The organism is Mesorhizobium sp. M0317 (assembly GCF_040321555.1).
In the GTDB taxonomy this organism is placed as follows: Bacteria; Pseudomonadota; Alphaproteobacteria; order Rhizobiales; family Rhizobiaceae; genus Mesorhizobium.
Genome location: NZ_JAMYRV010000041.1, coordinates 57,644 through 63,643, shown reverse-complemented (window position 1 = coordinate 63,643; position 6,000 = coordinate 57,644). Strand labels below are relative to the sequence as shown.

Annotated in this window: 5 protein-coding genes; 3 read left to right on the top strand and 2 right to left on the bottom strand. The window is 60.7% G+C overall.

Annotated features, from left to right (window positions below; all coding sequences use genetic code 11):
• The first annotated feature begins 385 nt into the window (after positions 1–385).
• Both NKI88_RS24365 and NKI88_RS24360 read left to right on the top strand, forming a co-directional pair.
• A complete protein-coding gene (locus NKI88_RS24365) occupies positions 386–793 on the top strand; it encodes a plasmid mobilization protein (RefSeq protein ID WP_352657815.1) in 408 nt (135 codons plus the stop codon).
• Positions 790–3,027 carry a relaxase/mobilization nuclease domain-containing protein gene (locus NKI88_RS24360; protein ID WP_352657813.1) on the top strand — a complete coding sequence of 746 codons (2,238 nt, stop codon included), beginning with the start codon at positions 790–792 and terminating at the stop codon, positions 3,025–3,027. The genes NKI88_RS24365 and NKI88_RS24360 overlap by 4 nt, the downstream gene beginning before the upstream one ends.
• A 247-nt stretch (positions 3,028–3,274) precedes the next feature.
• On the opposite strand, the gene NKI88_RS24355 is transcribed toward NKI88_RS24360, so the two are convergent.
• The gene (locus NKI88_RS24355; protein ID WP_352657810.1) at positions 3,275–3,916 is read right to left on the bottom strand and encodes an FMN-binding negative transcriptional regulator; all 642 of its coding nucleotides are present in this window, start codon (positions 3,914–3,916) and stop codon (positions 3,275–3,277) included.
• A 35-nt stretch (positions 3,917–3,951) separates the two neighbouring features.
• On the bottom strand, positions 3,952–4,611 hold the full coding sequence (locus NKI88_RS24350) for a helix-turn-helix domain-containing protein (protein ID WP_352657808.1): 660 nt from the start codon (positions 4,609–4,611) through the stop codon (positions 3,952–3,954).
• Between the two features lie 87 nt (positions 4,612–4,698).
• Here NKI88_RS24350 and NKI88_RS24345 point away from each other — a divergent pair, with 87 nt between their 5' ends.
• On the top strand, positions 4,699–5,829 hold the full coding sequence (locus NKI88_RS24345; protein ID WP_352657806.1) for a trans-sulfuration enzyme family protein: 1,131 nt from the start codon (positions 4,699–4,701) through the stop codon (positions 5,827–5,829).
• Positions 5,830–6,000: the final 171 nt, after the last annotated feature.

The window sequence follows — 6,000 nt, the reverse complement described above, 5'->3', positions numbered from 1 at the left end:
GAACATTTCGCCCGCGCCGCTGCTGCTGGAAACTGGGCTGGTGAGAAGACGCGCGACCTGAAATGTTTTCATTCTCTTGGCAGGAAAAAAGGGGTCCAGCGGCCCGTCGACCTCGCATTTTCCGACTAAGCTTTTCGGGCTGCGCATCAGAGGGCTGATGTTTCCATGTTAATATGGAAACAAGTCGCCAACGCATCATAGACACATCGCATCAAATCACGCTGGGAACATTTCGCCCGCGCCGCTGCTGCTGGAAACTGGGCTGGTGAGAAGACGCGCGACCTGAAATGTTTTCATTCTCTTGGCAGGATAGCCTATTTTGTGATACACACAAAATAGGCGGCGCGGCCCTGGCGGCCTTAGCGCCCGCAAGCGGGCTTGAGAGATGGATGCAGACGCCCAGAAGGCACCGGTCAAGAGCGCGTCACGACGCTATAGCGAGGTGACGCACATCCGGTTTTCGGCTGACGAGCTGGCCAGTCTCAAAGCCGTTGCGGAGCGGGACGGCGTGACCGTCAGCGAGGTCGTGCGGCGTCTTGTGCGGGCAGAGACCGGGCATCTGCCTATCGCATCAGAGGCGTTGCGGCCGGCAATCGAGGACATGACCGACCAGCTGCGTCGCGTCGGCATCAATTTCAATCAGGCCGTGCGCGCGATGAACGACGGCCGAGTTGCCCATGATGAGGACCTTGAGCAGGCGCTGATTGCCGTGGGCGACCTGGTGCGGCAGTTTCGCGATGAACTGAAAACGATGACCGTCGGCTCTCGCAAGGCGAGGGAGGCCAGGCCATGAGCGGTCGTCTTGCTGGCTACGCGGCAGATATCGAACGCTATCTGCGGGGCGAGTCCGGCGTGAAGCGCGAGGACCTGGACGACGACAAGTCACTGACGGGCGGCCGACGCGAGGCCAGCGAATTCCAGGCGATGAAGAGTCATGAGCTGACCGGTGGCGGCGGACGCCTCGGGCAAGGACAAGCCGGCTCGACCGTAGGTGGCGGCAGGAGCGCTCCTCATTCTTCGCCGGGAGGATTGGGGGCGGCAGGGACTTCCATGTCCAGCAGGGCACCGAAGTCCACTGCTGCTGCGAGCTCGCCCAAGGCCGCAAGCGCGCCCATCATGGTCTATGGCGCCACGCTCGCCGGTTTCCGGCCGGAAGAGGAGGAGGAAGACTGGAAGCGGCGCGGCGGCGGCGGCCGTGGTACCGATCGCCCGAGCGGTACAGGACGAGCGGCGCGGGCGGGCTATCAGGCGCGCGCTGTGGCGGCACGGGCAGGCTATGCGGCGGGTGCGCAGCCTGCTGTGTTTAAAGTCATGCCAAATCCGCCATCGACCAAGGAAGCCGCCGCTCGGCTGCTCAATTACATCGGGAAGCGCGAGGACGAAAAAGGCGAGAAACACGACATTGAGATTTTTGACGAGGATGGGCAGGTCCTTGCGACAGGCGGCGCACGAAAAGCGTTTCTGGAGACGTTTTGCGAGACGTTCGAACCGCCCCTGGAAAACACCAATTTTCTGGAGGTTCGTTTCGAGCTCGCCGGCGAGGTCACCGGTGCCGCCTTGAACGAGGCTTTGAACAAGGCCTTCGGTGCAAAACCGTTCATCTATGCGCAGGACGGACAGACGGTGCAGGTTTACGCACACACCGATGAGCGGGCTGGACCGCTTGCGAGAGTCCTGGCCGGCGGTCGGGAAAATTCGCGCAGCAAGGCGCTCGACAAGATCGAGGCGCGCTTGTCTGAAGCTATGGGCGCGGCGGGGGTGGTCGCCAGGGCAGAGGTAACGGCGGCTGTGATCCGTGAACCCAAAGCAAAATATTTCCTGCAGAAGTTCATCCGCATCCACGGCCAAGTTCGCCACGCAAATGGCGAGCCCGTGCCCGGGGTGAAGAATTCCACCAAGGCGGCGGCTTCAGTCTATGAACAATGGCGCCCGCAGTTTTCGGGGCGTGAGCGCCGCAATGCCTATCACCTGCTTTTCTCGGCAAGGGCAGGCACCGATGCGAACGCCGTCATGGCCGCGGCGCGCGCCGTGCTCGAGGAGCGCGCGCCAGGATACAAGTTCGTCCTGGCGCATCACAAGGACACCAAGCACGCCCATATCCACGCAATGGTGCAGGCACGGTCAGCCGATGGCGAGCGCCTGAAATTCTACAAGCCGGATCTCGCAGCCTGGCGCGAGACCTTTGCGGAAAAAGCACGGGAGAACGGCATTGCCATGGTGGCGACGCGGCGCATGGATCATGCGATGACGCGGCCATTCACGAAGGAGCATGCCGGAGCCTACAGCCGCGCCCAGAGCGATCCGCGCTACCAGGTCAGCGCCAGGACGATCGAGCGAGTGGAGGCCAAGCGGCAACGCCGTCTGGATAGGCAATCCCTTGTCGTGAACGGCGATGCAATTGCTGCCGCATGGCAAAAGACTGTGATGACGATGCGGACCGCGGGCGTAGCCGGTCAGGCTCTCACGGCAGCGGAGTCGATCGGCAACAATTTTCTGCGGTTCCGTGGCGATCGGACAGGGGAGGGGCAGCCAGGTCCTGCCGCGGGGCGCGGCGCTGATCAATCGGGGCAGAAGTCTTTCCTGTCCCATCCGGGTATGAGAGAATTGAATACACTGATAGGAGATTTGGATATGGCGCAAACCCCCTTGGAAATGCGGCGTCAGATGGCCCGCGTCAATCAGGCTCTGGACAACATGCGCGAGACGCTGCCGCCGGCGTATCAAGGACAGTTCGAACAGTATCGTGAAGAGGTGAACGACAAGATGCACGACCGTCTGGCGCGGCTGCAATTTGAGCGGCAGCAGCGTCGTGGTGGTAGCGGTGGCGAGCCGATCACCGAACGCGAGGCGCGAGGGCGAGACCTTCCAACTCAGGACGAGTCGCGCCAGCCGGAGCAGCCGGGCACAGGCACCGAGCAGGAGAAGGTGAGAGCCAAGCAGAAGGACGCCAACAAACAGAAGGCACGGCAGTCGGAAGAGCAGGACCGTAAGACCCAGCGCTCGAATGATAACGATTACGAGCGCTGAGCAAATTTACGTGCCGGCCCTCTGAAGCGCGGAAGAGTGCAGGGAACCAAAATGTCGCCGAGGCTCGTTCGTGCGTCGGAGGTTCAGGATCAAGAGCCACGCATGTCATTGCGGGGCATGATATTGAAATGTGCTACCTGCCGCATCGCGGGTGGTCAGATGCTGGTCCCCTTTCCGGCGAGCCGAAGCATTTGTCTCTCAAGGTCACCCGTTGGGAAATCCAGCACTGTGCTTTGTCGGACAGTTGCTATTGGGATTTGGCCGCCGCAGCCGCTGCGAGCATCGCCTGTCCCACTTCAACAGCGCCTTGAGCAGTTAGCGTCTCCCCGGCGTTCTGAATGTCGCGCAGCTCTTTATTCTGACTGAGTTTGAATTTTCCAACCAGGCTGGTGATCTCGATCTCCAAGGCCACGATCGCTTTGGCCATCGTGTCAATGAAATCCTTCGGCGCGTCGCCCATCTTCCACGGGTCCGGCTGGTTGGCCTCGTGCATGTGAGTGAGCTTCGCGACGTTGCGGCGCACATAGCGCTCATCATCCCGGACAGTGATGCGACCATGGGCGTGGGCGACGAGATAGTTCCAGGTCGGCACCTGCTTATGGAATTCGTGTTTGCTTGGATACCAGTTCGGCGAGATGTAGGCGTCGGCCGCTCGGAAGACGACGAGGACCTCATCGCCATTGGCAACTTCCTCCCAGACAGGGTTTTTACGGGCGACATGGCAATTGAGGATGCCCTTGTCGCCCTTTGAGCGGTCGAGCTCGAAAGGGATATGGTTGGCGTCGAGGGAGCCATTGCTGTGGGTGATCAGGATACCAAACGGGTGTTTTTCGATAAGATCGAAGAGGGCGTTCTGATCGGGTACGGCGAAATATGGAGGAACGTACAAAGGTGGATCTCCTATCGTGAAGCAGTTGTCAGTGGTCAGCGAGGTCTTGGCGAAACAGCCAGGGGCGACGTCGCTGCTTGTGAAGAGGGCGCCGTAACCCGCTGTCCACCGCGCTCAAGCACCGCCATCGAGAAGTGGGCGGGCACGTCAGATGCCGCGGCATACGAGTGGGGTTGATCTGTAACGAGGCGCGCACTCTCGCCTGCATTTAGAAGGATCTCGTGGCTGCCCACAGTGACCTTGAGCGAGCCTTGGGTAACCGAGACGAGTTCGCGCGTATCGGGACTGTGCGCATCGGCGGCAAACGCATCACCCGGCATAAGGACCCAGCTCCAGAGTTCGAACATCGTGCGTCCCGAGGTCGATGTGTGAAGCTGTGCCCGGCTGCCTTTGGCGCTCGTCCAAAGCGTCCTGGAAGTACTTCGTTCGATCGGGTGGTCGGGTGCTGTGGAAGGTTCGTCGTTCAGCAGATCGGCAACCGATAGCGAGAACGCCGCCGCCAGGCGGCAAAGGATGCCGATACTCGGGTTTGCCTTACCCTGCTCAAGCGCGACAACCGTCCCTTTCGACAGGCCAGTCAGTTTGGCCAGTCGATCAAGGGTCAGGTTTTGGTCGCGTCTCAAATCCTGGATCCGGATCGCAATCGCTTGGCCCAGCTCCTGCTCGGGCTCTAAAGGTGTGGGGGTGTCGGTCATTATATTGACTTGGCCTCGCGCTTCGCTTACGGTCAATATAATGACCGGCGTGAAATTGCAACCGCGCTTTAAATTGAGAATTGGCCAGTGCGCTTTGAAACGAAGGCAATCCATAGCGGTCGAGCTGTCGATCCGTCCACGGGCGCGGTTTCATTACCGCTTCATACCAGCACGACGTTCGAGCGAGGCGCCGACGGCTCGTTTCCGTTTGGGTTCGAGTACACTCGTGATGCGAATCCAACACGCAATGCATTCGAGTCGGCGATGGCCGCGCTCGAGGGAGGATACGAAGGAATAGCCTTTGCGTCCGGCATGGCTGCAATCACTGCTTTCTTTGAAAGCCACCCCTCGACGGGACGGATCGTCCTTCCTGACGATATGTATTTTGGCATCCGCTCGCTGATGGACGAAACCGATATCGGCTCTCGCTTCGACTTCGCTGCGGTCGATATGCGCGATCTGAATGCGGTGCGCGCTGCGGTCACCTCAAAGCGGACTGGCCTCGTGTGGGTCGAGACGCCGTCGAACCCGATGATTCGCGTTGTCGACATTTCGGCCATCTGCAAAATCGCGCACGAGGCCGGCGCCATCGCGGCGGTGGATAATACGTGGGCAACGCCCGTTCTTCAGCACCCGCTTGAACTTGGGGCGGACGCGGTCATGCACTCGGCAACAAAGTACATCGGCGGCCACTCGGATCTGATGGCGGGCGTCGTTGTTGTGCCGCATTCATCGCCTCTCCGACGGTCGCTACGGATGGTCCAAAAACACAAGGGCAGCGTCGCAGCGCCATTCGACTGTTGGCTGGCATTGCGGGGCCTGCAGACATTGCCGATCCGCATGCGCGCTCATTGTGAAGGCGCCCAGAAGGTTGCCGAGGCCTTGGCGTCTCACCCACGCGTCGAGAAAGTGCTCTTTCCAGGCCTGCAAGATGATCCGGGACACGATCTGGCTACGCGGCAGATGAGCGGTTACGGAGCGATGCTTTCCTTTATCGTCGAAGGTGGAACCGATGCCGCGATGGCGGTGGCTGCCCGCCTCAGCCTTGTTGTCCGTGCGACAAGCCTTGGAGGGACGCACTCTCTGATCGAGCATCGCGCATCCGTCGAGGGTGCGAAGTCCAAAGCGCCAGGCGGATTGCTGCGAATGTCCGTGGGGCTCGAGCACCCTCAGGACATCATTGACGACCTGATGCAGGCCCTGGGCGCAACTGTGTAAGCGAGGCCAGATAGCCCTCGTCTGGCGAAGGATCTGTGATGGGCCATAACCTAGGCCATCTTTGGCGAACACGGGCAGCGACAGCAGAGAATAGGCGGCGAGCCGCGGGGAAGGCCGCTATGAAACGCGCGCAAAGAAGCGGTCGCGGAACTGCAGCTTCAGCTGGCTATG